Origin of the sequence: Spirosoma pollinicola (assembly GCF_002831565.1) — a bacterium.
Lineage (GTDB): Bacteria > Bacteroidota > Bacteroidia > Cytophagales > Spirosomataceae > Spirosoma > Spirosoma pollinicola.
On sequence record NZ_CP025096.1, the window covers coordinates 6,793,423 to 6,817,977 of the forward strand.

The 24,555-nt window shown below is 47.9% G+C and carries 18 protein-coding genes; 10 read left to right on the forward strand and 8 right to left on the reverse strand.

The features are described from left to right. Positions 1–213 precede the first annotated feature (213 nt). The 3 genes from CWM47_RS28590 (at position 214) to CWM47_RS28600 (ending at position 3,071) form a co-directional block, all read left to right on the forward strand. The gene (locus CWM47_RS28590) at positions 214–1,944 is read left to right on the forward strand and encodes a choice-of-anchor Q domain-containing protein (protein WP_157816078.1); all 1,731 of its coding nucleotides are present in this window, start codon (positions 214–216) and stop codon (positions 1,942–1,944) included. 356 nt (positions 1,945–2,300) lie between these two features. Continuing rightward, entirely contained in the window at positions 2,301–2,591 is a 291-nt protein-coding gene (locus CWM47_RS28595; RefSeq protein WP_100992010.1) for a hypothetical protein, read from the forward strand. Positions 2,592–2,846: 255 nt separating this feature from the next. Further along, positions 2,847–3,071 carry a hypothetical protein gene (locus CWM47_RS28600; RefSeq protein WP_100992011.1) on the forward strand — a complete coding sequence of 75 codons (225 nt, stop codon included), beginning with the start codon at positions 2,847–2,849 and terminating at the stop codon, positions 3,069–3,071. 24 nt (positions 3,072–3,095) lie between these two features. Here the strand turns inward: CWM47_RS28600 and CWM47_RS28605 are convergent, their stop codons facing one another. Further along, the gene (locus CWM47_RS28605) at positions 3,096–3,368 is read right to left on the reverse strand and encodes a hypothetical protein (RefSeq protein WP_157816079.1); all 273 of its coding nucleotides are present in this window, start codon (positions 3,366–3,368) and stop codon (positions 3,096–3,098) included. A 259-nt stretch (positions 3,369–3,627) separates the two neighbouring features. Here CWM47_RS28605 and CWM47_RS28610 point away from each other — a divergent pair, with 259 nt between their 5' ends. Next, the gene (locus tag CWM47_RS28610) at positions 3,628–3,930 is read left to right on the forward strand and encodes a hypothetical protein (protein WP_100992013.1); all 303 of its coding nucleotides are present in this window, start codon (positions 3,628–3,630) and stop codon (positions 3,928–3,930) included. 141 nt (positions 3,931–4,071) lie between these two features. Continuing rightward, positions 4,072–6,156: a PAS domain-containing sensor histidine kinase gene (locus CWM47_RS28615; protein WP_100992014.1), complete on the forward strand. Its 2,085-nt coding sequence runs from the start codon at positions 4,072–4,074 to the stop codon at positions 6,154–6,156. 1 nt (position 6,157) lies between these two features. Here the strand turns inward: CWM47_RS28615 and CWM47_RS28620 are convergent, their stop codons facing one another. The 4 genes from CWM47_RS28620 to CWM47_RS28635 all read right to left on the reverse strand — a co-directional run bounded on the left by CWM47_RS28620 (position 6,158) and on the right by CWM47_RS28635 (position 10,501). Beyond that, positions 6,158–6,538: a response regulator gene (locus CWM47_RS28620; protein WP_157816080.1), complete on the reverse strand. Its 381-nt coding sequence runs from the start codon at positions 6,536–6,538 to the stop codon at positions 6,158–6,160. 177 nt (positions 6,539–6,715) lie between these two features. After that, the gene (locus CWM47_RS28625; protein ID WP_240625508.1) at positions 6,716–8,161 is read right to left on the reverse strand and encodes a TolC family protein; all 1,446 of its coding nucleotides are present in this window, start codon (positions 8,159–8,161) and stop codon (positions 6,716–6,718) included. Beyond that, the gene (locus CWM47_RS28630) at positions 8,158–9,510 is read right to left on the reverse strand and encodes an HlyD family secretion protein (protein WP_100992017.1); all 1,353 of its coding nucleotides are present in this window, start codon (positions 9,508–9,510) and stop codon (positions 8,158–8,160) included. Before CWM47_RS28630 ends, CWM47_RS28625 begins: the two co-directional genes overlap by 4 nt. Then, entirely contained in the window at positions 9,503–10,501 is a 999-nt protein-coding gene (locus CWM47_RS28635; protein ID WP_100992018.1) for an ABC transporter transmembrane domain-containing protein, read from the reverse strand. Before CWM47_RS28635 ends, CWM47_RS28630 begins: the two co-directional genes overlap by 8 nt. A 124-nt stretch (positions 10,502–10,625) precedes the next feature. On the opposite strand from CWM47_RS28635, the gene CWM47_RS28640 reads away from it, so the two are divergent. Together CWM47_RS28640 and CWM47_RS28645 are read left to right on the forward strand one after the other, a co-directional pair. Then, entirely contained in the window at positions 10,626–11,315 is a 690-nt protein-coding gene (locus tag CWM47_RS28640) for a TetR/AcrR family transcriptional regulator (RefSeq protein ID WP_100992019.1), read from the forward strand. 177 nt (positions 11,316–11,492) lie between these two features. Further along, positions 11,493–12,248: an SDR family NAD(P)-dependent oxidoreductase gene (locus CWM47_RS28645; protein WP_100992020.1), complete on the forward strand. Its 756-nt coding sequence runs from the start codon at positions 11,493–11,495 to the stop codon at positions 12,246–12,248. A 222-nt stretch (positions 12,249–12,470) separates the two neighbouring features. Here the strand turns inward: CWM47_RS28645 and CWM47_RS28650 are convergent, their stop codons facing one another. After that, the gene (locus tag CWM47_RS28650; RefSeq protein WP_100992021.1) at positions 12,471–13,304 is read right to left on the reverse strand and encodes a hypothetical protein; all 834 of its coding nucleotides are present in this window, start codon (positions 13,302–13,304) and stop codon (positions 12,471–12,473) included. A 377-nt stretch (positions 13,305–13,681) separates the two neighbouring features. Then, on the reverse strand, positions 13,682–17,863 hold the full coding sequence (locus tag CWM47_RS28655) for a CheR family methyltransferase (RefSeq protein ID WP_100992022.1): 4,182 nt from the start codon (positions 17,861–17,863) through the stop codon (positions 13,682–13,684). A gap of 177 nt (positions 17,864–18,040) precedes the next feature. On the opposite strand from CWM47_RS28655, the gene CWM47_RS28660 reads away from it, so the two are divergent. The 3 genes from CWM47_RS28660 to aspS all read left to right on the forward strand — a co-directional run bounded on the left by CWM47_RS28660 (position 18,041) and on the right by aspS (position 22,746). After that, positions 18,041–19,075, forward strand: coding sequence for a chemotaxis protein CheB (locus CWM47_RS28660; RefSeq protein WP_100992023.1), 1,035 nt, complete (start codon positions 18,041–18,043; stop codon positions 19,073–19,075). Positions 19,076–19,274: 199 nt separating this feature from the next. Further along, the gene (locus CWM47_RS28665; RefSeq protein ID WP_100992024.1) at positions 19,275–20,747 is read left to right on the forward strand and encodes an amidohydrolase; all 1,473 of its coding nucleotides are present in this window, start codon (positions 19,275–19,277) and stop codon (positions 20,745–20,747) included. Positions 20,748–20,961: 214 nt separating this feature from the next. Next, a complete protein-coding gene (aspS, locus tag CWM47_RS28670) occupies positions 20,962–22,746 on the forward strand; it encodes an aspartate--tRNA ligase (RefSeq protein WP_100992025.1) in 1,785 nt (594 codons plus the stop codon). 158 nt (positions 22,747–22,904) lie between these two features. Here aspS and CWM47_RS28675 read toward each other — a convergent pair whose 3' ends face one another. Then, positions 22,905–24,431: a sulfatase family protein gene (locus tag CWM47_RS28675; RefSeq protein WP_100992026.1), complete on the reverse strand. Its 1,527-nt coding sequence runs from the start codon at positions 24,429–24,431 to the stop codon at positions 22,905–22,907. Positions 24,432–24,555: the final 124 nt, after the last annotated feature.

Consider the following 24,555-nt stretch of genomic DNA (forward strand, 5'->3'; position numbering starts at 1 on the left):
ACTTAATGTCTAGTTAAATGTAGCAGGCCTAATATCGAGCATTTCGTAGATTGGTTGTTGATGCAATTAAATAAGTCTCCAAAAATACCAATATATATACTTTTCTTCAATATATAATATTAAGAAAATAATATAATTTTAGTTTACAAAAGATTCTTATAGTAACATTTATATTTAATATACATATATTTGTTAAACAAAATGTTTACTAATATGAAATATGCTTTATTTGTTATAACATTTATACTTACTCATGTAACCTTTGCGTGGGGAACCAAATATTATGTTAATCCGGTGGGGAGCACTTTCAATGATGGATTATCAGCATCTAAACCTAAAAAAGATTTTCAAAGTATTGCAAATTCAACAGTAGCTGGCGATACGGTCTTTTTTATGAATGGGAATTATTCAAATTCATGCGCACAATGTGACGTTCTCGAAATTAAGAGCAGTGGAAAAGCAGGTGCTTACATAGTCTTTATGAATTATCCTGGCCATCATCCGAAAATTAAATTTAATGGATGGCAAGGTATAGCTATTGTGAATGGAGCAAGTTATATCAAGATAATCGGCTTTGAGATAGAAGGAAATAGCAAAAACGTAACTATTAGCGAGGCACTCACCCAGCCTGGCACTTGTAATAACCTGAGCAATCCTAGTATAGATCCAAGATTTAATGGTAATGGTATTGGGGTTAAAACGAACAATAATCAGTATTCTCATCATCTGGTTTTTTCAGGTAATATTGTTCATGAATGTGGAGGAGGGGGGATTGGGATTAATCAAAGTGATTACATAACAATTGAAGATAATGTAGTCTATAACAATTGTTGGTATTCAATTTATGGCACTAGCGGTATATCCCTTTATCAATCATGGAATTTAGATACATTTAGTGGATACAAAAATATAATTAGAAGAAACAAGTGTTTTAATAATATAAATTTTATACCTGTACCCAGTTTTGGGTGCGTAATTCAAGACGGTAATGGGATAATTATTGATGATTCACGCAACACTCAAAATCAATCTAATTTAGGGGCTTATAAAGGTAAGACCTTAATTGAAAATAATATAGTTTGGTACAATGGTGGATCAGGAATCCATACATTCCTAAGTGAAAATATAGATATAATAAATAATACTGCTTATCTTAATAACCAGAGTCCAGCAATAAACTGTGGCCAAATTTTAGCAAATAGTAGCAATAATATAAATATTTTAAACAATATTTTATATGCTCCTACAGGAAAGATGATAAACAATTCATACAACAGTAAAAACATACAATACTATAATAATTTACACTATAATGGTTCAATAGCTATTTTGAATAACTTAAGTTGTATAAATAAAGATCCATTATTTATAAGAGCGATTAAAAGTCTCAATGCTAATTTCCATACGTATGGTTCTAGCTCTACAATTGACGCAGGTACTACTTTATTGTATAGTCAATCTGACATCGAGTTAGTAAAACGCCCTATTGGAAAATTACCAGATATTGGTGCTTATGAAACAGCAACTATAAGTCTCAAGAGTACATCAAACACTTCAACGTCTAAACAAGTTAATCATATTACAGACAAAAGTAGTGCAATTGATAATGAAGCTCTTTATTTATCAGTAGAATACCCAAAGCTTAAAAATTTAGAAGGATTTGATTTGTATAATGATGAGTTTGCTAGTAATATTTCACTATCACCTAATCCAGCCAAGTCATACGTAAACGTTAAATTTACACTTATTAAAGGGCAAAATGCTAATTTATCAATATTTAATTTATATGGTGTACCTATTAATATAATAAATGTAGTTGGCAATGGAGATACTCAGAGCGAGATATTTATAATTGAAGGCCTCAAGGAAGGAAAATATTTTGTGGTTTTAGCTAATAATAAAAAAATCATAAGTAAGCCTCTACTGATAAGTAATTCATTTTAGAGTGACGTATACCGGAACACTGGGCAATATTATATAAGTGGAATTTAGTCGAAGCTACATGGATAGATAGAACGATCTTGTTATAATGATAGTCAGACATAATGGTACTTCCTCCTATCATTTCCCTCTCCTTTCCAGCCCCTACTCCTATACCAAACCTTTATTATATCCCACAACTACACTATAGTAAAATGATGTCATAACGGCCTGATTTATAGTAATATAAGCTTACAAAAATTTAAACTAGTTAATATTATATTGTTACCTTACACTACAAGTTACCAAATAATAAATAAAGTTTTGACAGTAGTGGAGGAATGCTTAACCTTATATGTTATTTGTCTTAGGGTATGCCAATGTCCTTGTTTATTATTTCGGTTGATCAACATGGCTCTGTACGGCACTTCCACTGTCAGTGCGATAGTCTGGAGATTGCGCTGGATATAGTCAGTGCCATTTCGGTGCTGGGGAGTTTAGTTTTATGTATTAACTTGGTTGATACTAATCAATGGATGCAGCTTCCTGTGGAGGTGTTTGATGGCGAATGTTTTTCGGGGCCACTCAACCAGCTGGAACAAGAATGGCAACAGATATTGGGCGAGCCAGGACATACCGAAGCCATTGAATCGGTGCCTGCAGGCTCGTAAATACCAACAAAAAAAGAGTTTCTCAAGGGGTTAGATTTAGAAGACATAACATAGCCGTAGCCATGCTACGGCTTTTGTTTTGCCACATATCTCGATTTCCTGCCAGAACATAAGGGATTGATTTTCAACAGAAAAGACAAATTTTTCAGTATGCATTTACTGACATCGGAAGCGGAGTAGCTTGTATTAGGGAGTGACGTGCCGGATTGGCGCTAGTCATAACAACGATATGTACGCCACTATACTCTCTTGACGATGGACGTTTTTGACGTTGTTTTTTGTTTTTATCTTTTGCCGATGTGTGTGGTTCTATTGCCTATCATATTTGCTCATGATGAGCTTGACGATACCGAAGGCATAAGCAGAACCGGTATCTATGTGCTGGCTGTTTTACCGATCCTCAACATGTATTCAGCCTTTTGCCTCCTGGATATTGTATTCACGTCAATGCTCATCTACGTGAAGAACAGGCAGTATTGATCGGTTGCGTTACCCCCCTATTCTCTACGGTTTACTGTACACCTCCCGTAAACTGTCTGCATATTCCTCCGTATGTGTTTTGGCCAGCAGTTCGTAGCCCTGGTCGATCAATTCCTGATAGGTGAAGTCCTCATTCTTCACGCTCTTCGTCGCATTATCAGCCATAGCCAGTTTGCACAGCTCATGGTTAATCGAATCATTCTTAACGGTCGAACCTACGCGTATGTCGTACCACATTGTTTGAATGTGGTATTTTTTGTCCAGCGGTTTGCTGCCACAACCCAGTAGAGTGAACATGATAAGGGATACGAAAAGATGCTCGGCTATATGTTTCATGGCAGCAAATTACACTATCCCAAACTTACGTCATTTTATTTTTTACCAAAAAACGGGCAAAAAGTACAGTTCATCGAAACCTGAAGACTGGTCGAGAAATTATTACTCAGTTTTGCAGCCAACAGGGAAAGGCATAAGATACTGTTCCTCCTCCCTTTCCACGCTTGAATAAATAGAGAGTACGTAATTAAATCAGCCAATCAAGTCGCTACAGTCAATCATGAACCCCGTCACGTTTACCACCCGTCCACTCTTGTCAACCGTTAAGATATCTGCCAATGTACACTACAATAGCCGCACCCTGGATGAACTGTTAGTCAGTAGTCAGGAAACGCGCCTGCATCGAATTTCTTCTCTGGTGAAGTCTTCCTCTACCTGGCGGTCGCACGGCAGTTACCTGGGGTTAGATGAGAGCAATCACCTTATGTACGGTCTGACACGGCGGGAAAGCTGGATGTTTTCGGCAGTCAGTTTTACCGGGTTGATCGTCCTGGGCACATTGGTTAACTGGCTGTGTTTATAAGCTGATGCAGTAAAGTCAGGTATACATATATAACTTTTTCGCAATACAATAAGTTAGGGTTAACAGCCATCGAATTCAGCAAGGGCAAAACTCAATCGTTCAGCGTTGGGCTACCTTGCAGTAACACTAACTTTTTAGTCAATGACCGGCGAGCAAAAGCCATTTCGTCAAAATAAGGAACTCACCGAGCGTTTGGATGTAGATTTTGCGCTGAAGGCCGCACGTCTGGGCATCTGGGAAATAGATCCTGCTACAAACTTGATTAATTGGGACGATCAGTGCCAGGAGCTGTTTGGGTTGGCTAACATGAATCAAATACCTTATGAACAGGCCATAAGGTACATACATCCCGACGATCTAGGCAGGGTAGATAAGGCAGTTAAACAGGCAATGGATTTGCAGTCCAATGGTAAGTATGACGTTACTTACCGCACCATTGGTGCAGCGACCGGACAACTGCGATGGGTTCGCTTTATTGGAAAGAGCTACCTCAACGAATCAGGCGAAGTCTATCGCTTTTCGGGTGTTGCCCTGGACGTTTCAGATGATGTACAGGCTCGTCAACAGATTGAATTAAGTGAACATCGTTTTCGAAATTTAATCAAAGAGGCCCCTTTTGCTATTGGTGTATACACAAGCCGGGAGCTTATCATTGAGATGGCAAACGATGCCATGATCAAAGTATGGGGAAAAACCCCTTCGGTTATTGGCATGAAACTAGCCGATGCCCTGCCCGAGCTGGAAGGTCAGCCCTTTATTGGTTTACTGGAACAGGTTTACGACACCAACATTCCCTACCAAACCGCCGAACAGCTTGTCAATCTGGTTGTGGATGGTCGCCTGCAAACGTACTGGTTCACTTTCACCTACCAACCGCTCACCAATGAACAGGGCAAGGTTTATGCCATTTTAAATATGGCGGTCGATGTAACCGAGCGTGTGCTGGCGACCCAGAAATTGGTAGAGACTCAAACCAGCATGCGAGGGGCCATCGAACTGGCCGAATTAGCCACCTGGCATCTGGATATCAAAAAAAATACATTCAGTTACTCGAAGCGCTTTATGGGCTGGCTTGGCTTTTCCGACGAAAGCAAGACGCTGGATGAAGCCTACAACCCGCTTCCCCCCAGCTACCGTCAGTCCGTTGCCAATGCTATAGAAGCGGTTACACAACCCGGCTCATCGGGCATTTACGAGAATGAGCACCCGATCATTAACCGGCTCACCGGACAAACACGAATCATTCACGCACAGGCTCAGGTGTTTTATGACGCAGCCGGTAAACCTGCCCTATTAAGCGGAACAGCCCATGACGTTACCGAACAACGGCGAATTAATCTGGCGCTGGAGCAACAGGTACAGGAACGAACCGAAGAACTGGAAATAACGAATGAAGAGCTAGCTGCCACAATCGAAGAGTTGGCTGCTACAAATGAAGAACTGGCCGCTACGAACGAAGAGTTGACAGAAGCCAATGATGTGCTTGCCGAGTTTAACCAGCACCTCACCCGCTCCAATCAGAACCTGGAGCAGTTCGCTTATATTGCTTCGCACGATTTACAGGAGCCATTGCGCAAGATTCAGCAGTTTAGTGATTTGCTCAAAACCCACTACGCGACCTCATCGGGTGAGGAGTTAGTTTATCTGGAGCGGATGCAGCTAGCGGCCAGCCGCATGTCGCTGTTGATCAAGGACCTGCTGGCGTTTTCCCGAATTTCGACCAGCCCTGTTCCACCAGCCCGCGTTTCGCTCACCCGAATCGTTGATGAAGCCCTGGAAAACTTATCGGTGGCCATTGACGAAACAAACGCCCAAATTGAGGTGGGGACATTACCAACGCTGCAAGGCGATGCCTTACAACTGGGGCAGTTATTTCAGAACCTGTTTTCCAACGCGCTCAAATTCCGACGACAGGGTGTTCTGCCCAAAATCAGGGTTAGTGCCAGATCTGTACTTGCTGTCGATTTGCCAATTACCGTAAAGCCCGCCCGGCAGGCAGTTGCTTTTCATTCGATTGAAGTAGAAGATAACGGCATCGGATTCGAGGAGAAATATGCCGACCGTATTTTCCAGGTTTTTCAACGATTACACGGAAAAAATGAATTTGCCGGAACGGGTGTTGGGCTTGCGATCTGCCAAAAAGTGGTAACCAATCACGGCGGAGCCATTACGGCCATGAGTCAGCCGGGGCAAGGAGCCCGATTCTGTATTTATTTGCCTGTATGAGTTACGCGGATGTGTTAAGCCACAATCGCAAGGTCTTTTCTATTACCAGATGCAACTCTTTATAGCTGGTTGGTTTTTCGATATAATCGGTAGCCCCCAGTTCTCGGCAACGGGTGAGGTCTTTGGGGTTTGCTGAACTGGTAAAAATGATAATAGGAAGTGATTCATATCGCGTTAGTGACCGCATCTCCCTTAAAATCTCAAACCCATTTTTAACAGGCATATTCAGGTCGAGCAGTAGAAATGCAGGTAATGTCCGAAGCGCTTCGAGTTGAGACAAGGCTTGTGAGCTGTCGTAAATTGGCATTACGTCATGCTCAGGATAATTGGCTTTTATTACCGTGCTTAGAAGATAGTAATCGTCGGCGTCATCGTCAATCATAATAACTGATGGAAGCTGATTTGCACTGGCACTATTTACTGACACGTCCATTAGTATCCATTGATGTAATTATCTCTGGCGCGATAAGTCTTTGTCAAGTGTTTTTGTTTAAAAATTTTCTTTTTTTTAATTATATCTATCAACTGACACCTGCTGACTGGCAGACTACCCCTGAGCTCACCCCAGATTACTGCCTGCAGCATACCACAGAGAAGCTACTGCCTTTTGGTATTTTGTTCGCAATTCTTCCAGTTTCACCCGTAAGTCGATCAGTTTCGTTTCGCGGCTGTTGACCAGGAACAGGGAACTCTCGCCCATATCGAATTTATCCTGTTCGGCCCGAAGCAACGTTTGCTGATTCAGGACGGTCTGCTGCTGAACAGCAATTTGCCGATTAAGCGCTTTTAATTCATTCCAGATGGCCTGCACATCGTTGGCAATAACCCGACTTGTTTGCTGCCGCTCCAGGTCGAGCTGTTTGGCTTTGATCTGCACTTGCCGCAACTTGCCGCGCTCTTTTCGCAGAAACAACGGAAACGTCAGGTCTACGCCTATTTTGTGGTTATCGGACCGGAAAGCATAATAGCTCGACCAATCATAGCCAGTACCTGCCACGGGTGTGCGGCTCAGCAAACTCGCATTTAGCACGAGTTGTGGCTGGAGCAACGACCGCCGAAACCGCTCTTCAATGGCTAGTTGCTGGCCTTTGATTGTTAGTTTGAGTAGATCAGGATGTTGTTCGGCAGCCCGGTTGAGCAGATTTTCCAGTGTGGCTTCATTGGCGGGTTCCTGCGAAGCCACCTGCGGCACGATCGTTTGGGGCATATCGACGGCTTGCGGCAGGCTACCCGTTTCATCACTCGCCCACAAAAATGCCGTTACCCGCAAACGCGCGTTTTGCAGGGCCACCTCCGCCTGCTGCTGCATCACGAGTCGATCCTGTGCCGATATGAGCGCTTCGGTGGTGTCGATGGCTGCGGCATCGCCCAGTAAAGCCCGCTCACGAATGGCGGCAAACCGCGTGTCGGCCAGTTGATACCCTTCCCGAATGAGACTATATTGCTGATAGGCCAGATACCATTCCCAATAGGTTTTGGCCGCATCGAAAAGCGTTTTATTGATCAGCTTCAGCCGGTCGGCATCGGCTAACGTAACGGCTAACTGTGCCTGCCGCAGGGTACTGCGCCGGGCGTCAATAACCAGGCCTCGCCCAATAGGAACGCTTATACCCACAGCCGCCAGACCCGACGATGGCACGCGATCTTCGGGGTTGACAAACTCGCCCCGGTTCTGATCGTAGGTTACTTTAACATCGATACCAGCGGGAAGAACCGGCACGGATAAACCCGATTGCCACTTCTGGTAATACAGACTCTGGCCAAATTCTTTCCGATCGTAGGCTGAAAATAACTTTGGGTCAAACGCACCCCGCGCCTGCCGAACATCCTCCTGAGCCTCTGCCGGTAGTAAAGCCGCTTGCCGAACGAGTGGATGGTGTTGTAAAATAGCCTGATAAAATTCGGCTGCCGTAAATGTCATGGTGTCGGCAGGTGTTTGCGCCGACGCGATTGGCGCAAGAAACACCACCATTATCCACCACAAACGGAGTTGTTTACACGTCATTTCTTTTTCTCGTCTTTTGGTTCTTCCTGCAAACTCGGCGGGAAGCCGTTCAACTGCCGCCACAGTTCATACCAAACGGGTACATCATCGAGCATGACCCAGCCATACACCCCCGACCCAACCCGCAACTGCTGCGGCCAGGGCTGATCGCCTTTTTGCTGCCGGGGTTTTACCAGCAACCGGTATTTACCATTGACACTGCTGACAGCGTCGATCACGGCCACCTCACCCCCAAACGTACCCACCGCTACCGTTGGCCAACCCGCAAATTGAATAGCGGGCCAGCCATCGAACTGGAGCCGCACGTTCCGGCCGGTCTGAATCAGGGGCACATCCATTGCCCGAACATACAGCTCAATGGCAATTGCCGGACGGGCAGGCTGAAGAATAGCGATGGATTCGCCCTCTTTGATCGTTTCGCCAATGCCCGCCTTAAACGACCGAACGACGTAGCCATCCTGCGGAGCCCGCACCACATAACGCCCCCGCCGAACGTCCACACTGCTGATCTTATTCTGTATCTTCGAAATCTCCCCCACGGCTTCGGCCTGATAAGACAGGGCAGAACTTCGGTCTGACAGGGTTTTGGCCAGCTTCTCCTGATAGTCGGCTTGAATCGTACCCAGATCGAGCCGGGCAATGACCAGTTCCTGCCGGGCCACATTGAGCTTGTTTTCCTGCGCCACGACTTTGGCATAATCCTCCTGTACTTTCAGTCGGCGCGATTCGAGGTCGGTAAGCGAAAACAGGCCGTTCTTGTGGCCCCGTTCATAACGTTCCAGCCGATCGAGGGCGATCTGGTAGTTTTTCTGAACCGCAATTAAATCGGTACTATCGCTGACCACCTTGAATTGTGACTGCCGCACTTTGTTTCCGGCTGACGACAATTTTACTTTCAAACCGGTTTCGAGCGCGGCTTTCTGGCCATCCAGTGCGGCAATTTTCGCATCGGTAGCCGCATAACTGCCCCGTTTTGCTCCCAGTTGTTCATTGAGTCGCTGGGGTAGGTTTGGGTCGAAATAGTCGTCTTTTATCTCGGAGATGACCAGCAGCGTGTCCCCTTTTTTAACATACTGCCCCTCCTGTATGGCCCAGTGTTCAATTTGGCCGGCAATGGCATTCTGCACCGTTTGCGGTCGATCCTGTGGGCGTAGGGCCGTGACGCTGCCTTCGCCATTGATGTTTTGCTGCCAGGGCAGAAACATTACCAACAGGCCAATCAGCAAAAATGCCAGCATCCAGCGCCCAAGTTTACGCCCGCTGTTGGGCTGGGGAAGGGTTCGTAATGTTTTGAGCGGGTAGTGAGTAAAGAGCTGCTCGTTTACCCGCTCGTTGGATAAATTAAGCATGGGCGGTATCTGTTTCGAGTGGTAAATCGGTCACGTTAGCAATTTTTTCAACAGCGGTAAGCATGTCAAAAACCGTATCAATTCCGGAAATCAATTTTTCAACAGCTCCGGTAATCAGTACGATCACCAGTTCAGAGGCAACGAATTGCCCCAGCGTCATCTGCCGCCCAACAACCAGCGTTGTACCCAGGATCAGCAACCCGCCCGTTACCAGTGTTTTGAAGGCTATGCCGCTATAAAAAAACCGTTTCAGCACACTAAAATGAGCATTCCGGTAAGTCAGGTAATTCGCAACCAGATCGTCCATTCGATCAATGGGTTCCATCGCATCGGCCCGGCTGCGCAGCGTTGGCAGGTCGTGGGCGAGATCTTCCAGCCAGGCAACTACCTTGTATTTGTACTTCGATTCGTTGAGGCTGGTCTTTAATCCACTGGGTCCAAACAACCAGCAAATGCCAACAATAGCCAGCAACGTGAACAAACCAAACCCCAGAAATACAGGGTGATAAAACGACAGCAGAATAATGCCGAATATGATCTGGACAACGGCGGCTGTGAGGTCGATGAGCAGTTTGGGCAAGCCTTTCTGGATAGTCAGTACATCAAAAAAGCGGTTCATCAGCTCGGGCGGAAAGTAAGCGGCCAGCGCCTTCGGCTGGATATGGGGCAGGCGATAAGTGAATTCAAATGCAGCCTTTGCAAAAATGCGCTGTTGCAGAATTTCCACCAACGTCATCTGACTGATCATTAACAGGCCCGTAATCAGGACACCAACAATGATCAACCCGATCAGAACATACACGGAGCTGAATACCAGGCCACCCGATACGAGGTTGAACACAGCCTGAATACCCAGCGGAAGCGATAAACTGATAACACCCGTTACAATCGCATACAGATAAATGTAGCCAATGTCTTTTTTGTCATTGCTCAGGAGCCGCAGCAACCGTTGAGTTGGCGAAGGCTGAGGTTGTTGATAGCCAGTTGTCATGTTTATTAATACGTTTTTAACATTTTGATAGTAATACTATCACAAATGCAAACATAACTTTTATTCCCGATAGTTCGTTTCTTTGCATTAATCATTTAGGTTAAATGGTTTTTACGCTCGACAAATGGAATATACCGTACTGGTACGGATGAACGAGAAGCTTTTTCTACGAAATCCGGAAAGCTCTGATCTGGGACGACGCATTGTTAGGCAGGGCATTTTGCTCATCGATGAGCTAGGCTTTGAAGACATGACCTTCAGGAAGCTGGCCGAACGCCTTGGCACAAAAGAGGCCAGTATTTACCGATACTTCGAAAATAAGCACCGGCTGTTGGTGTATCTGGTGGCCTGGTACTGGCAATGGCTGGAATATCAGGTTGTTTTTCAGACAAATAACCTGATCGACCCCCGCGATAAACTGGAACGGGTTCTCCAGTTACTCTTGCCCAAAGACCTTGTAAAACCGATTGCCGAAACGACAGGGTATGATATTGATTTCACGGCTCTCTACCACATTGTTATCTGCGAAGCGAGCAAAGCGTATCTGACGCATCACGTCACAGACGACAATAAGCAGCAGTTGTTCAAGCCTTACAAGGACTTATGTGGCCGTATTGCTGCTATTATTCTCGACTATAAGCCCAATTACCCGTATGCGCGGTCAAGGGCTAGTTCGATTATCGAAACGGCTCATTATCAATCTTTTTTCGCTGAGCATTTACCCTCTCTCACCGATTTTGGCCCTCTGAAGCGTAACGAGGATTTGTTTGCCTTTCTTCACCATCTTCTTTTTTCATCCCTGGACTGCGACTAGTTAGGATAATCCACTCGCATAGATGCCTTAGATCATCTTCTTACCTGCCCTTTATCATAGTTGGCTTAATTGAGTATCGATACTTTTGTCAATATCACGTTCATGCCTTGCGTGGCTGGAAGACCAGCCTGTTTGCCAGCGGCTCTGAGCGTGTTGACTTACTCAATTACAAAGATTATGGATAAGGACTTGCAGGGAAAAACAGCCCTGATAACCGGAGCGGCTTCGGGCATTGGCCAGGCCGTTGCCTTACTTTATGGCCAGCATGGGGCCAATGTAATGCTATCAGACGTAAATGAAACCCTTGGGCTGGAAGTAACCGAACAGGTGAAAGCCCTGGGCGCAAATGCTCAATTTTTCAAAGCCGATGTAAGCGACCCGGTTCAGTGCCAGCTACTAATTCAGGAAACCGTTTCGGCATTTGGTCAACTGGATATAGCCTGTAACAATGCGGGCATTGGTGGCGAACTGAACCTGACCGCCGATTACTCGATCGAGGGCTGGCAGCATATTATCAACGTCAATCTGAACAGTGTATTCTATTGTCTCAAGTATGAACTGGAGGCCATGCTGAAACAGAACATCAAAGGGGCCATTATTAATATGGCATCCATTTTAGGGCAGGTGGGCACGGCTATGTCGCCGGGTTATGTGGCCGCCAAGCATGGCATAGTGGGTCTAACGCAAACGGCAGGTATTGAATATGCGGCTTCGGGCATCCGTATCAATGCCGTTGGCCCAGCCTACATCAACACGCCTTTGTTAAGTCAACTGTCCGACGATGTTAAACAGATGCTTATCGGTATGCACCCCATCGGGCGACTGGGTCGTTCAGAAGAAGTGGCTGAACTGGTTCTCTGGCTGTCGACGGATAAGGCTTCGTTTGTTACTGGTTCGTATTACCCGATTGATGGCGGGTATCTGGCGAAGTAAGGAAGTGACCATCCCATTTTACCACTCCCAACCCCCTCCTAAAACAGGAGGGGGCTTTGCCGAGGGGGAGCTTGTTATTGTTTTTACTCGTATTTTTTATAAGGAAGAGACTTGTTTACTTTCCTATAAAGGCAGGCGAAAACTTTAAAATAACTACCCCTTGGTATAGCCCCCTCCTGTTTTAGGAGGGGGTTGGGGGTGGTAGAATGGGGTGATCTCTTCCTAAAACCTTAACGCCAGTCCCATACCTAAACCACTACTGGCCGGAGCAAGCTGAAGGCTTGTGGCTGGGCGCTGATTATACTGATCTGCTGCCCGCCGGAACTGTAGGGTGGCCCGGTGACCAAGCCATACCGACGCTAACCCAACCAGAATACCACCGCCCACCAGAGCCGCCCCAACACGATGATCTGGGCCGCGACCGTCTAAACGGCCATCGTTGTTTGTTGACGCATTCGGATCATTTCCCGGTCCGTCAATAAACCGACCGTGCCTGAACATACCACCCCGATTAGCAAAAGCGACTCCAACACCTACACCAATAAATGCAGCAGCAGTAACCCCTGTAACGGTAGACCAGGTGCGCAGTGAACGCCCGCGGTCAAAGCTGGTGAGCGCATCGGGTTGAAGCCGCACTACTGACTCTGTTTCTGTCAGACTTAGGCGTTGCCCACTGGCATCCACAAAATGATGCGTTAGGAAACGACTCTGATAACGAAGTGTCGACAAGCCCACGGCGCTGTTCACTACGCTCGAAACGCCCCCCTTCCCCACAGTAACGGTTACAGTTTGGGCTGTGCCAGCACCCGTTGCCGGAGCCGATTGACTCTCAAACGAATCCTTTGTCCCGTTGGCATACTTGATAAGCAACACATCGCGGATGGGAGCCGTATAAATGGGGCCATCGGGATTATCCGTTTTGCGATATTTTAAATCCTGCTGATTCACTTCGAGGACTTTAGCGGGAATTTCTCCACCAGTACGAAGAATGATATTGTCCTGAGCATAAGTGAACGTGGCCGTCAGCAGAGCGACCAGTGAGGTGAGTACACGCATGGAACGTTTCGGTTTTACGGTTAAACGGAACTATATCCGGTTTGTAGAAAGGGATACGAGTTTGACCATCGAAACGTTGCGAAAAAGAAACCAAATAAATATATATTTTTAAGGCTAACGTTATTTAATGTCAGTAGTGCCGCTAACCAATTAGTAGCCAATTCCAGTGCCTTAGGCTACGAATAGACAAACTGGTTCAGCACCAGCCAGTACTGCAGATTTCGGTCATGAGCTCTTTTAAGGCCATAAACTCTGCTGGTTTGATCAGAGATGAGTTGGCTTCTGCTACGTACATACGCAAAAAGATACCCGCCGGGGCAGACAGTTCCTACTGATTTATCGTTCGCACACATTAATCAGGCAAAAGTCCCGGTACGTTAGAAAAGCACCTCAATCAGCGTGCCGGCATCCGTACTTTCTACCTGCAATGTAGCATTCAGCAAATTGCTGAGCTGTTTGACAATAGACAGGCCGATACCCTCTCCTGAACCTGAATCGGTATAATTTTCCTGTTCCTGCTGATTATCGGGTATCGTTTCGGCCTGTCGATGTTTGTCAAGGAGCTGCCTAACGCTCCGCTCAGGCAGCCCCGACCCGGTATCCTGCACACTGAACTGCCAGCCTTTTTTACCTTTACCAGTGCTCCAGCCAATCGTTACACCACCCGCTTTGGTATACGTGAGTGCATTTAACACCAGATTTTGAGCAATCCGGCGCACCTTCACGATATCGTCTTTAGCGGGTAATGAGTCGGGGCCGTTTATGTGTAGCCAAAGGCCGCGTTCGTGAGCCATCGGTTGCAGGCTGGCGCTTAACTCGCGTAACAGTTCGGCAACATCGAACGGCTGGTTAAAGACCTGTTCCTGCCCGGCCTCCAACCGCGAATAGTCCATTAGTTGAGTCAGCAAGCCGATCACCTGACTAAGGTTCCGGTTGAGCATACTCAGCATTTGCTCCCGCTCTTCTTCAGTATCCATCAGGTTCAGGAGGGCAGCAGCTCCCTGAATGACCCCAAAACTCCCCCGCAAATCATGCGACGTTGTCCGTAGAAACTCGCCCCGCTCCCGAACATACCGGCGCATCTGCTCCAGATCCTGCATCGCTTGCTGCGAGCGTTCCAATTCCTGAAGCCAGTGACTCTGTTGATATTCAGCCTGTTTCAGGGGTGTAATGTCAACCCCTGTCAGCATGATACCATCGTCCTGCCGGGTAATATACATACCAATCCATTGATCCTGCCTGCCAGCGACCTCCTGCTGTTCGCGGTAGGCACTTTTGCCGGTCTCATACACCTGCCGAAGTTGTGGGAGTGTTTTTTCCTGCCAAAGGGTCGCGGCCAGGTCGGTTGCCCGCTTGCCCGCAACCTGCCGGATAGGCTCCTGTACGAGTTGAGCAAATTTCTGATTACAGACAACTACGCTAAAGTCGATCACCTCGCCCTGCGCTGTTTTCAAGGCTTTAAATAGCCCCACAGAGGCCGGAGAGGTATCGAGTACAGCCTGAAGATTGTCGGCACTGTTCCTCAGGTCGTTATTCGTTTGCGCCAGCTTTTCATTCGCCAGGGTTAGTTCTGCAGTACGCTCCTGCACGCGGTTGTCCAGTTTCTGATTAAGGCTTTTTTGTACGTGTACCTCGGCACAAGTACCGATGTAGCCCGTAAACGTACCTTCGGGAGAGAAGGTAGGGCGGGCGTTTTCCATCATCCATCGGTACTCACCGTCACTGCGTTTCAGACGATATTCGGCCTGGTACGGAAAACGACCGTTAAAGCTAGTGATGTAGGCAGCAATGTATCCGGCACGGTCTTCGGGGTGAATGCCCTGCGTCCAGTCCTGTATATCTTTTCCCTCAGCACTACGACCTGTATAGTCCAGCCATACTTTATTGAAGAAATTGTAGCGACCATCGGCACCGGCAACCCAGATCAGCGCAGGCACATTGTCGATAATATCGTGAAACCGGATCTGCCGTTCTTCCAGCAACTGCTGCACCTTTCGGTGCTCGGTAATATCTTCGATGACCAGTAAAATAGCCTCCTGCCGTTGTTGGTGAATAACTCGGCGAGCGTGTATCAGCATTACTTTTTCGCCGGCGTCAGCAAAATGATGCTTCACCTCGAAGCCTTGCATAAAGGCATTTTTTTGAGTAACCTCTTCCAGCAGTTCGCGCAGTTGCGGGATATCCCACTGGTGGTTACCAATTTCATAAATCATCTTCCCAACGGTAGCAGATTCACTCAGCCGAAATAGCTGGTAAAACGTTTGGTTGGCACTCTTTACGCGCAAGTTTTTGTCAAGCACAAGGGTAGCTTCGCGGATGGTCGAAAAGATGGCTTCGGCGTACATGTACGCTTCCGTCAACTGGTCGTTACGGACCTGTAATTCATAATTAATGGTCTGAAGTTTTTCGTTTGTCGACTCAATTTCTTCCTTACACGTTTCCAGTTCTTCGTTGATACTTTGCAACTCTTCATTGCTGCTGACAATCTCTTCGTTACCTAACTGTAGTTCCTCGTTGGCAATCTCATGCTCCTCAATAAATGCGTGCATCTCTTCCCGCATTATGGCCAGTTCGTTCTCCAGTTGATGTGTCCGGCTGGGCTGCCCTTTCTCCAATCCGGACTCCGGTATGGTGGTCTTATCAAGCTCCTGAAACAGAATCAAAAACAGCCGTCCGGCGGCTCCATCGGTAAGGGGAACGACGTCAATAGCCACCAGGTGTTTCCTGCCGCTTACTTCGATTTCCAGACCGGATCTATGCACAGACTGCCCTGATTTTCGGGCTTTCTGCACGCTGTTCCGAATCTCGAACGATAAGGCCGGGCGAGCCATTGTTAGTAAATTCAAACTGGCCTTACCTGAGGCATGTTCAAGAAACAGGCTGGTCTCTCCCCGAAACTGTAAAATATCCAGTTCCTGATCGACAACCACACTGGCAGGCACGTAGTGGTTCAGTAGTACCTGATCAACTACCTTATCTAAATCAGTCACTGGCTTACGAGCTTTATTGAGCGGATAGTTACTACTTCCTTCTGATTTTATATCTAACAAACGAGCGGCCGATTGCCCATCTGAGCGATCAACAACTGCCTGACTGATAACTTCTATTGCTAGCTCATCCTTGCGATTGAAGACTTTATGAAGCTTGTCGGCGGGCGTAAACAGCGACACCGAAGCGGATACCGTTTCTGACTTGCCCAGCAACAGATAGCCATTGGCATTCAGGGCGTAATGAAACATAATAAGTGCATTTCGCTGCAATACCGTGTTCAGATGGATTAACAGATTTCGACAGCTAATCAGATCGACCCGTGAAAAAGGCGGGTCTTTAAAGATATTGTGCGGAGTAAAGATGCACATATCCCGAACGGTCTTCGCAATACGAAACACACCATCAATCTTCGTAAAAAAACGCTGCAACCGATCCGGCGATACCGTGGCGACTTCACTGGGGGTATAGGTACCCTGCCTGGCCCGGTTAATGGCAATTTCGCTGAGGTCGGTAGCAAAAATCTGAATGGCCATCTTCATACCCAGTTCATCGAGCACTTCCAGCAATAGCATAGCCAGCGAGTAAGCCTCCTGCCCTGTTGAGCAACCGGGAACCCAGATACGCAGGCGATGATCGCTTTCTTTTTGCCGGATAAGTTGCGGAAAGATGGTCTTTTTCAGAAACAACATTGTTTCCGGATCGCGAAAAAAACTGGTTATGTTGATCAGCAGATCATTGTAAAGTAAGATGGCTTCTGTATCGTTCTGCTGTAGATAGTTTGCATAGGCGTGCATCGTATCCAGCTTATAAAGGACCATGCGCCGGATAATTCGCCGACGAATGGTAGCCATATTATAGTGACTAAAGTCGACCCCAATGGTTTTTTTCAGCCATTGAATAATGGTTTGAAGGTCATTGGCTTTCATCTCGACAAGCTCGGTTTGTTGGAAGAGGGCAGGTTGCTGACTCAGTCGTTCCAGTTCGGCGGCTATGTCGGCGGGCGACAACACCCTGTCAACAACGCCTTCGACAATAGCTGCCTGGGGCATAGTGAGGTATTTGGCCGACCCATCCTGCGCAAAAGTTATTCCACCGGCTACTTTAATGGCTTTCAGACCCTGGGTACCGTCGTTGGCCAGACCCGACAATATAACACCGACAGAACCCTCTTTTTGCCGTTCGGCCAGCGAGGTAAAAAACTGATCGACAGGCAGGTACTCATTAGTCAGGATTTTGGCATTTGCTTTGGTCTGCCGCCTGCGGGGCATGCGGGTTAATACCCCGTCCACAATTTCCATAGGTATATCGGGTGGAATGATATACACATGGTCAGGTTCGACTGCCATCAGATGATTGGCCTCCAGAACGGGCATTGGCGTCGCCTGACTCAGCGTAACTACCAGCTTGGGTTCTGACGATGGATGTGCGTGTTCGATATAGGCATAGGCCAGCCCTGTGGTTGGCGAAAGGTTGCTTAGCAAGTCAACAAACGCTTCTCGTCCACCTGCCGATGCACCAATGGCGACAACCGGAACATGAGATACTATAGGTGGGCATTTACTAGTCATCCGAGTGTGGTTTTACTATAAACCAAATGTATCTTTCGTTGTTGACTGCCATATATCTGTGCAGTTATTATCTATCCAGACGAATTAGTTCATGTAGTTGCAAACGAAACTTAAGTATATCAAAAAATAAAAAGAATACCTAACCAATAAGTAAGTAATGGTTTACACAGCAAATCTATGGCAAGACGGGATATAGTCGTAATCGGTGCATCGGCAGGGGGTGTACTGGCACTTAAAGAGTTAGTCGCTGCATTACCGGCTACTTTCAACGCACCTATTTTTGTTGTGCAGCATGTGGCCCCCTATGCAACCAGCATGTTGCCCGAAATTCTCTCTCACGCAGGACCGCTCAAGGCCGTACACCCGGCTGATGGCGTCCCAATTCGGGCCGGGTATATTTACATAGCCCCGCCCGATCATCATCTACTGGTTGAAAGCGACCGGGTATTAGTAAAAAAAGGGCCAAAAGAAAACCGGTTTCGCCCTTCCATCGACGCCCTGCTTCGCTCTGCAGCCTATACTTTTGGCCAACGAGTTATTGGGGTAATATTAACGGGTCTGCTCGATGATGGAACATCGGGTATGTGGTCAATAAAACGATTGGGGGGTGTTGGTATCGTTCAGCAACCCGACGATGCACAGTATCCAAGTATGCCTTCCAGCGTACTCGAATACGTTGACGTTGAGCATATTGTGCCTCTGGCCGAATTAGCTGACCTGCTGTGCCGTTTAACAACGGAAGACGATGCGTCTACGTCTCAACAACTCTCCCTCGATGAGCAGGAGAGGTTGGCAACCGAAGTTAAAATTGCAGCTCAAAAAAATGCCTTCGAGATGGGAATCCTAGACATGGGTGATCTTACACCCCTCACCTGCCCAGAGTGCAGTGGCGCACTTGTGCGCTTTAATGAAGGTAAACTGGTTCGCTATCGATGCCATACCGGGCATGCCTATACGGCAGGTGCGCTGCTGTCGGAAGTGGATAAATCGGTTGAAGACAACCTCTGGAAATCAATTCGCGCCATTGAAGAAGCCATCATACTACTCGAAGAATCGGGCAAGGCACTAGCGCAGGGTGGAGACGAATCGGCAGCCGAGAAATTCTTCAGCAAGGCCAGAGAAAACCGCAACCGGGCCAGTATGCTGCATAAGTTCATTTTTCAGCAGGACCCACTGCTTCAGGAAAACAGTGTACCTACCTTTCAATCGTGAGCAGCTAGACCACTGCCTCACTATTGACATAAAGGTAGTAGCAGGGCACCAATAGATATGGATTAACCATAAGCCAGGTAGCAGCAAAATGCGTTTTATTTGGGCAATAACAACATTAACCTAATGAAATTGACGGTATTCGGTTTTTATCCTAATTTTATAGCCTCCCAAGGCTAATTATACGAATACAACGTCACTCATGAGAACTCATTACCTCGCCGTAGCCCTGTTGCTACCCATGCTGGCATTTGCACAGCCAAAGCCAAAAAAATCCGCTCCCACTGCCGTCGACAAAGACAAGCAGATGATCCTTGCCGATCTGGACAAGCGGTCGCCCGAGTATGCCGGTATCTCCAAACAAATCTGGGACTTTGCTGAACTTGGCTATCAGGAAGAGAAAAGTTCGGCCCTACTGGAAGAACAATTGAAGAAAGAAGGCTTCGATGTTCAGACAGGGGTAGCTGGTATTCCTACGGCTTTCGTAGCTACCTATGGATCGGGCAAACCCGTTATCGGCATTCTGGGTGAATATGATGCGCTGCCCGGTCTGGCCACCGAAGCCAAACCTGAATTTACGCCCATTGCGGGTCAGAAAGGCGGTCATGGTTGTGGGCATAACCTCTTTGGAACCGCGTCGATGGCGGCTGCGGTCGAAGTTAAGGACTGGCTCAAACGATCAGGGCATTCCGGAACGATCAAAATTTACGGTTGCCCGGCCGAAGAAGGCGGATCGGCGAAGGTCTATATGGTGCGCGAAGGCCTTTTTAAGGATGTCGACGTGGTATTACACTGGCACCCCGGCGCTCAAAATGCCGCCGATGCGGGTACATCGCTGGCAAATAAGAATGCGAAATTCCGGTTCAAAGGCATTGCCGCCCATGCGGCTGCCTCGCCGGAGCGCGGCCGGTCGGCGCTGGATGGGGTCGAAGCGATGGATTACATGGTCAACATGATGCGCGAGCACATTCCATCCGATACGCGTATTCACTACGTGATCACAAAAGGTGGCGAAGCACCCAACGTGGTTCCGGCCAATGCTGAAGTCTACTACTACGTCCGCAATAAAGATCGGGCAGTGGTGCAAAGCGTTTGGAAACGGATCGAAAATGCCGCCGAAGGTGCAGCAAAAGGAACGGGAACGCAGGTAACCTGGGAAGTACTGGGTGGCGTGTATGATTTGCTGCCCAATGTAACCCTGGCCGAAGTGATGCACCAGAACCTGAAAACTGTTGGCGGGGTGACGTATACACCCGAAGAAACCGCTTTTGCTGAAAAAATCAGCGAGACGTTTGGTGATCAGAAAGTGCCCGTAACAAACGCAGCGCTGGTGAAAGATTTCCGCGATGCCTCCGAAAGTGCTACCAGTGGCGGCTCGACCGATGTTGGCGATGTAAGCTGGGCGGTACCAACCGTTGGCCTGTCGACGGCTACCTGGGTACCGGGTTCGTCGGCCCACAGCTGGCAATCGACGGCTGCCAGTGGCATGAGCATTGGTCAAAAAGGCATGATTGTGGCCGCAAAAACGCTCGCCATGACGGCATTGGATTTGTTCAAAACGCCCGTCCTCATCGAGAAAGCCCGCGCCGAATGGCTGACAAAGCGCGGAGGTGCTGACTTCAAATACGAAGCGTTACTTGGCGACAGAAAACCAGCGTTGGATTATAGAAAATAGCTGTCTACCAGTAAACCTATATGGTTTATAAAACCTTATAGGTTTGAATTGCCCGGTGCAGTTGAAGTCCGTACCTTTGCGACAGAATTCAAAGGGTGAGCGAAAGAGCGAGAGAATGAAAGAGTGAACGAGAGGAATCCTATCCCTCAACACACTTCACTCTTTCACTCTTTCATTCTTTCGCTCTTTCTTTCACTCTTTCGCTCTTTACCTAATGCTTCGTACTCATACCTGCGGTGAACTCCGCCTTACCGACCACAACACGACAGCCACCCTTTGCGGTTGGGTTCAAACAATCCGCGATAAAGGCGGTGTTTTATGGATTGACCTCCGCGACCGTTACGGTATCACCCAACTATTGCTCGAAGACGGGCAAACAGCCCCCGAATTATTTACGATGGCCCGCTCACTGGGGCGCGAATTTGTGATGAAGGCAACGGGAACGGTTATCGAACGTAAATCAAAAAATCCGAATATCCCTACGGGTGAGGTTGAATTAAAAGTAACGGCTTTAGAGATTTTGAATCCCGCCAAGCTGCCGCCGTTTCTGATTGAAGATGAAACCGACGGGGGCGATGATCTCCGCATGAAATACCGATACCTGGATCTGCGCCGTAATCCTGTTCGGCGAAGTCTCGAACTGCGCCACCGGATGGCTCAGCAAACGCGGGTGTACATGGATGGGCAGGACTTTATTGAGGTAGAAACGCCGGTGCTGATCAAATCGACACCCGAAGGCGCACGGGATTTTGTGGTACCAAGCCGCATGAATCCGGGCGAGTTTTATGCCCTTCCACAGTCGCCCCAAACGTTTAAGCAACTGCTGATGGTATCGGGTTTCGACCGGTATTACCAGATTGTCAAGTGTTTCCGCGATGAAGATCTCCGCGCCGACCGTCAGCCTGAGTTTACGCAAATCGACTGCGAAATGTCGTTTGTGGAGCAGGAAGATATTCTGAATATGTTTGAAGGGCTGATTCGGCACCTGTTCAAAGCGGTTAAAGGCATCGACATGGCCGAAGTGCCCCGCATGACCTATGCCGAGGCCATGAAACGCTACGGCTCCGACAAGCCCGACACGCGCTTCGGCATGGAATTCGTTGAACTGAAAGGTACCTTCGATACCGTCGATATGACCTCGGGCAAGGGCTTCGGTGTTTTCGATTCGGCAGAGATGGTCGTGGGCATCAACGTGCCGGGTTGTGCACACTACACCCGCAAACAACTCGATGAATTGACGGACTGGATCAAACGCCCCCAAATTGGCGCGAAGGGCCTGATTTATGTTCGCTATAACGAAGATCGCGACGGCGAACCGGGCACCCTAAAATCCTCCGTCGACAAGTTCTATTCGGAAGCCGATTTAAAAGCGTGGGCAGCTCATTTTGGCGCGAAACCCGGCGATTTGATGCTGATCCTTTCGGGTGATTGCGCGAAAGCCCGCAAGCAGTTGAATGAGTTACGTCTGGAAATGGGCAGCCGCTTAGGTCTGCGTGACCCGAATGTATTCAGTACATTATGGGTGCTCGACTTCCCCTTGCTGGAATATGGCGAAGAGGAAAACCGCTGGTTTGCCATGCACCATCCGTTCACATCGCCCAAGCCAGAAGATATTCCGTTGCTGGACACCGACTTAGGGGCCGTTCGGGCCAATGCCTACGACCTGGTGATTAACGGTACGGAAGTGGGCGGTGGCTCGATTCGTATTTTCAACCGCGATTTGCAGGCCCGTATGTTCAGCATTCTGGGCTTTTCTGACGAAGAGGCTAAAGCACAATTTGGCTTCCTGATGGATGCCTTCGAGTTTGGTGCACCTCCTCACGGCGGACTTGCCTTTGGTTTCGACCGGTTGTGTTCGCTTTTCGGTGGTGTCGACTCGATTCGTGATTTCATCGCCTTCCCCAAAAACAACTCCGGCCGCGATGTAATGATCGACTCACCCTCGCCCATTTCGCAGGCGCAGTTGAACGAGTTGAAAATCGCAACCATAGCGAAATAGTTTTTTTAACCACATCGGACCGCCGAAGCGGAGGCACAGAGGTCTAATGGGGAAGAACGTAACCCATTAGACCTCTGTGCCTCCGCTTCGGCGGTCCGATGTGGTTAAAAAAAACTTTATCTTATAAAATCGTCTAATTTCTGAGTTTACGCGTTGCTTTACTTGTCTACCCAGGGGTCGCGTGTTTGTTTTTGAAACTGATTTAGCTTCGTTTGCATTCGAGTCAGCACGTCCCGATAATGCGGGTTAGCCGCCAGATTTTTCACTTCGTCGGGATCGGTTTGGAGGTCGTATAACTCTAAACGGGGACGTTGCAAATAAGCAGTCACCGTTCGTTTACCAAAATGCGTCTGCTTCGTCCGAAGAATGTCCTGCCACGTAAACGAGTTGTACAGATCGAGTGCCATTGGATACGGAAGCTGATGCGCCAGATTGACGATCAGCTTGTATCGGCGTTCGCGCAACACCCGCATCGGGTAATACATGGTCACCTCGTGCAGGGAATGCGAGGCATACACGTCATCCCAACCCTGAACACGCTCCTGTTCAATAATCGACTTGAATGACCGTCCCTGTTTATGGGTGTTACCGGGCCACGCGTTGGCAAAATCCAGCAAGGTGGGTGTTATATCGACCCACGAGATCATGGCATCCTGCACAAAACCTGGCTTCTGTGGTTTGGGCAATTTAATAATGCACGGCAATCGCATACCGGGTTCATATAGCGTTGTTTTCGCCCCCGGAAAGGGCGCCCCATTATCGGACAGATAGATAATGAGTGTGTTGTCGTAGTGACCGGTATCTTTCAGGTAGTCGATCAGGCGACCAACACCTGCGTCAAGACGGCCGATCGACTCATAATACTGGGCTAGTTCGGCCCGACAGGCTTTTGTATCGGGCAGATAAGCCGGAACCCGAACGTCGCGGGGCTGATAGAAATGGTCGCCCACCTGCGGATACCCACCGGGACGATTGCCAAATAGATTAGGTTTCGAGCCATCAAAAACAGGCGAACCATCGGGCGCAACCGTATTACTTCGGTGCGGGTCATCGGTTGCGAAATAAAGAAAAAATGGGTGGGAAGCGTCCGCCGACTTATCATCCAGGAACGAGTAACATTGCCGGGCCATCTCTACCGGGCTACGACCAATTGATGCCGGATCATTAACGCCCCCCGCCTTCAGCACTTGTTGAAAGTGGTATACCTTCTCGGGAGCCACGTGTAATTTACCGATGCGAGCGGTACGGTATCCCGCTTTTTCCAGCAAAACAGGCAATGACTGCACCGTATCGAACGAGCTAAAGTGATGCTCCTGATGCTCCAGCCCATACATACCATTGGCATGATTATGCTGTCCGGTTAACAACACCGACCGGCTGGGACTACAACTGGCTGTTGTACAAAACGCATTCGAGAAGCGAGCGCCATCGGCCGCGAGCTGGTCAATATGAGGAGTTCGAATGGTTGGCTTTACTGGTAGCGTACCTGTAGGATTCAGATTCCCATAACAACCAAGAGCTTCACGCCCATGATCGTCCGCCACAATCAGGACAATATTAGGACGTGTATCTGTCTGATAACGAAAATATTCTCTGGATTTAAGATGATTTTTCCATGCAAACTTGCCAAGTAATCCACCTACTATATACAACCCGATCAGAAACCTGTTAAATGCGAAACTCATAGTGGTAGCTCAGTTATCATCTCAAGTATAGCTATTTCTGATCAAGATTTTTACCCCTTATTCATAGCAAATCCTACCTATTGTTACCAGTGGTTATAATAAATAAACTACTAAATAAAATTTT

Bases quoted from the DNA above. Each gene is read 5' to 3' on its own strand.
- CWM47_RS28590 (WP_157816078.1), top strand. From the start codon at position 214: ATGAAATATGCTTTATTTGTTATAACATTTATACTTACTCATGTAACC.
- CWM47_RS28595 (WP_100992010.1), top strand. From the start codon at position 2,301: ATGTCCTTGTTTATTATTTCGGTTGATCAACATGGCTCTGTACGGCAC.
- CWM47_RS28600 (WP_100992011.1), top strand. From the start codon at position 2,847: ATGGACGTTTTTGACGTTGTTTTTTGTTTTTATCTTTTGCCGATGTGT.
- CWM47_RS28605 (WP_157816079.1), bottom strand. From the start codon at position 3,368: ATGTTCACTCTACTGGGTTGTGGCAGCAAACCGCTGGACAAAAAATAC.
- CWM47_RS28610 (WP_100992013.1), top strand. From the start codon at position 3,628: ATGAACCCCGTCACGTTTACCACCCGTCCACTCTTGTCAACCGTTAAG.
- CWM47_RS28615 (WP_100992014.1), top strand. From the start codon at position 4,072: ATGACCGGCGAGCAAAAGCCATTTCGTCAAAATAAGGAACTCACCGAG.
- CWM47_RS28620 (WP_157816080.1), bottom strand. From the start codon at position 6,538: ATGATTGACGATGACGCCGACGATTACTATCTTCTAAGCACGGTAATA.
- CWM47_RS28625 (WP_240625508.1), bottom strand. From the start codon at position 8,161: ATGACGTGTAAACAACTCCGTTTGTGGTGGATAATGGTGGTGTTTCTT.
- CWM47_RS28630 (WP_100992017.1), bottom strand. From the start codon at position 9,510: ATGCTTAATTTATCCAACGAGCGGGTAAACGAGCAGCTCTTTACTCAC.
- CWM47_RS28635 (WP_100992018.1), bottom strand. From the start codon at position 10,501: ATGACAACTGGCTATCAACAACCTCAGCCTTCGCCAACTCAACGGTTG.
- CWM47_RS28640 (WP_100992019.1), top strand. From the start codon at position 10,626: ATGGAATATACCGTACTGGTACGGATGAACGAGAAGCTTTTTCTACGA.
- CWM47_RS28645 (WP_100992020.1), top strand. From the start codon at position 11,493: ATGGATAAGGACTTGCAGGGAAAAACAGCCCTGATAACCGGAGCGGCT.
- CWM47_RS28650 (WP_100992021.1), bottom strand. From the start codon at position 13,304: ATGCGTGTACTCACCTCACTGGTCGCTCTGCTGACGGCCACGTTCACT.
- CWM47_RS28655 (WP_100992022.1), bottom strand. From the start codon at position 17,863: ATGACTAGTAAATGCCCACCTATAGTATCTCATGTTCCGGTTGTCGCC.
- CWM47_RS28660 (WP_100992023.1), top strand. From the start codon at position 18,041: ATGGCAAGACGGGATATAGTCGTAATCGGTGCATCGGCAGGGGGTGTA.
- CWM47_RS28665 (WP_100992024.1), top strand. From the start codon at position 19,275: ATGAGAACTCATTACCTCGCCGTAGCCCTGTTGCTACCCATGCTGGCA.
- aspS (WP_100992025.1), top strand. From the start codon at position 20,962: ATGCTTCGTACTCATACCTGCGGTGAACTCCGCCTTACCGACCACAAC.
- CWM47_RS28675 (WP_100992026.1), bottom strand. From the start codon at position 24,431: ATGAGTTTCGCATTTAACAGGTTTCTGATCGGGTTGTATATAGTAGGT.